4 protein-coding genes are annotated in these 3,054 nt (G+C 63.7%); all 4 read left to right on the plus strand.

What is annotated here, in order from left to right; all coding sequences use genetic code 11:
- The first annotated feature begins 87 nt into the window (after window positions 1-87).
- Genes B0G83_RS37895 through B0G83_RS37910 form a run of 4 tightly spaced genes read left to right on the plus strand, consistent with a single transcriptional unit; the run spans window position 88 to window position 3,024 of the window.
- Window positions 88-501, plus strand: a complete 414-nt coding sequence (locus B0G83_RS37895; RefSeq protein ID WP_105512346.1) for a transposase — start codon at window positions 88-90, stop codon at window positions 499-501.
- Window positions 498-845: an IS66 family insertion sequence element accessory protein TnpB gene (gene tnpB, locus B0G83_RS37900; protein WP_090801994.1), complete on the plus strand. Its 348-nt coding sequence runs from the start codon at window positions 498-500 to the stop codon at window positions 843-845. Before B0G83_RS37895 ends, tnpB begins: the two co-directional genes overlap by 4 nt.
- A gap of 41 nt (window positions 846-886) precedes the next feature.
- Window positions 887-2,428, plus strand: coding sequence for an IS66 family transposase (locus B0G83_RS37905; protein WP_105512347.1), 1,542 nt, complete (start codon window positions 887-889; stop codon window positions 2,426-2,428).
- Between the two features lie 2 nt (window positions 2,429-2,430).
- A complete protein-coding gene (locus B0G83_RS37910; protein ID WP_105512348.1) occupies window positions 2,431-3,024 on the plus strand; it encodes a plasmid pRiA4b ORF-3 family protein in 594 nt (197 codons plus the stop codon).
- The last annotated feature ends 30 nt before the right edge of the window (window positions 3,025-3,054 follow it).

The raw sequence follows: 3,054 nt of genomic DNA on the forward strand, positions 1-3,054 counted from the left end.
GTAAGCGTCATTTGAAGGCCGTATCGACATCGACGTTGAGAGTGTCCAAAGTGATGTCCATCACTTCGAGTAGTGGGGACCACTTTGATGACAGAGATCGACTGTGCCGGGAGCCGCAAGGGGCGGCCGAATTACGCGCCTGAATTCCGGCGTGAAGTTGCGATAGCAGCGTGCGAGCCGGGCATCTCGGTGGCAAAGCTCGCGCAGTCGCACGGTCTGAATCCGAACATGGTGTTCAGGTGGCGCAGGCAGTACCGTGCCGGTCTGCTGGACAACAGGACGGTGAGCGAGACGGCAGTGTTCGTTCCGGTGGCGATATCGCCGGATGATCCGATGACGGTTTCGTCGCTACCGGTGCCGACCGCGCAATTGCCATTGCGCGCACAGGAAGCCGCGACTTCAGGGATCGAGATCGAGCTCAATGGCGCACGCGTGCGAGTGAGCGGGAAGGTAGACCCGGCCCAGCTGCGACTGGTGCTGCATTGCCTGAGGCCGGCATGATCGCGCTGCCGACCGGCACCCGTATCTGGCTCGCCGCAGGCGTCACCGACATGCGCCGTGGCATGGATGGTCTGGCTGCACTGGCGCAGGTGGCGCTTGAGCAAGACCCGTTCTCGGGCCACGTGTTCGCCTTCCGTGGTCGCCGGGGCGATCTGGTGAAACTGCTGTGGTGGAGTGGCGATGGAATGAACCTGTACGTCAAGCGCCTGGAGCGAGGCCGTTTCATCTGGCCGCAGGCCGACGCGGGATGCATCCATCTGTCGGCGGCACAACTGTCGATGCTGCTCGAAGGCATCGACTGGCGACGCCCCGAACGGACGTGGAAGCCCACATGCGCCGCGTAAATTTGCCCCCACTTCTGCGCGTGCCTGGTAAACTCCCAGACATGCCAGTCAACCGACTCCCCGACGACATCGACACACTCAAGCGCATGCTTGTCTCGCGCGAACAAACCATCGCGCGCCTGCTTGCCGAGATCTCGCGTCTGAAGCGCTGGCAGTACGGACGCTCGTCGGAGCGCATGGCAGAACTGACGGGACAACTGCAGCTCGCACTCAGTGACGGGGCACTGCCGCAGCAGGATGCCGTGGCGGCACCGGCGCCAGAACCGGTGCCGGATGAACCCGTAGACACGACAGCGCCGGTGGTCCCACTACGCCGCCGCTCGCGCGAATTCCCTGCGCACCTGCCCCGCGAGGTGGTGGAGCACAAGCCACAGGACTGCGACTGCCCTGAATGCGGCGGCCGGCTGCGCAAGCTGGGTGAAGACGCCTCCGAGATGCTGGACTACGTGCCGGGGTACTTCCGGGTGATCCGCCACGTGCGCCCCCGGCTGAGCTGCAGCCGTTGTGCGAAGGTTGTCCAGGAAGCGGCGCCGTCGCGCCCGATCGCACGCGGCATGGCCGCAGCCGGCCTGCTGGCGCAGGTGGTGGTTGCCAAGTACGCCGACCATATGCCGTTGTACCGCCAGGCAGGAATCTATCTCCGTGCCGGCATTGAACTCGACCGTGCCACGCTAGCCTCGTGGGTTCGCGAGTCCGCCGCACTGCTGCAGCCGCTGGCGGATGCAGTTGGCCGATATGTGCGTGAGGCGCAAAAAATCCATACGGATGACACTCCCGTCCCGGTGCTGGAGCCCGGACGCGGCAAGACGCGTACGGCGCGGTTGTGGACGTACGTACGCGATGACCGGCCGGCGGGCAGCGGGGCACCCCCTGCGGTTTGGTACCAGTACTCGCCCGACCGCAAGGGAGAGCGACCCCGTACGCATCTGCAGGGCTGGTCGGGCATCCTGCAGGCGGATGCCTATAGTGGCTACGACGCGCTATACCGCGATGGCACGATCATCGAGGCAGCGTGCTGGGCGCATGTGCGGCGCAAGTTCTATGACCTGTACGAACTGGAGCGTTCGCCGGTAGCGCAGGAGGCACTCAGCCGCATCGCGGCCCTGTATGCCATCGAGCGCGAGGTGCGCGGCCGCAAGCCGGAGGTCCGGCAGTCCGTGCGCATGGCGCGGGCATTGCCGCTCGCAGGCACACTGAAGGACTGGCTGGAACATACGTTCGCGCAGGTCTCGGCGAAGTCGGGCCTTGGCAAGGCCATCCGGTATGCGCTGGGGAACTGGCACGCGCTGGTGCGCTACTGTGAAGACGGGCGCATCGAGATAGATAACAACACCGCGGAGCGATCGATCAGGCCGCTGGTTCTCGGCAGGCGCAACTATCTGTTCGCAGGTTCTGATGGCGGTGGACAGAGTGCGGCGGTCATCTACAGCCTGATCGGTACGGCACGCCTGAATGGCATCGAACCGTATGCATACCTGCGCACGGTGTTCGAGCGCATTGCAGAGCATCCCATCAACCGGATCGACGAGTTGCTGCCGTGGCGTTTGATGCCGGCGGAGCAGCCGCTTCGGCAAGCTGCATGACGATGGCATCGACTCGCAAACCCGCGTTAAGCGCGGTCAATTCACCGGTACCGGTCTACCAGCTGCACATCGAGCTGAAGTATCTCAAGCCGGCGGTCTGGAGACGGGTGCGGGTCCCTGCCTCGATCAAGCTGCCGAAGCTGCATGTCGTGCTGCTGTGGGCGATGGGCTGGGATGGTGGCCATCTGCACGAATTCGTGTTCGGCGACGACAACTACGGGGTGCCCGATCCGGACTTCCCGAGTGACCCGCCGATGCTCAACGAAGCGCGGGTGACCCTGGGCAAGGCGCTCGGCGCGCTGAAGTCATTCACCTATATCTACGATTACGGTGACAACTGGCAGCATCGTGTGAAGCTCGAGAAGGTCCTGCCGCCTGATCCCGAGTTGCGCTGGCCCATCTGCCTGGACGGTCGCAATGCCTGTCCACCGGAAGATGTTGGCGGCGTACCCGGCTACATCGAGTTCCTCGATGCGATCATCGATCCCGCTCATGACGAACACCAACTGTTGCTCGACTGGTGTGGTGGTAGTTTCGATCCTGCTGCCTTTGACCTCCAGAGCGTCAACGAACGCCTCTTCGAGATCAAATTCTGATCGTCAAGACGGCCGTCAAATGTCGCTTAC

The organism is Paraburkholderia sp. BL21I4N1 (assembly GCF_002973525.1).
Taxonomy (GTDB): domain Bacteria; phylum Pseudomonadota; class Gammaproteobacteria; order Burkholderiales; family Burkholderiaceae; genus Paraburkholderia.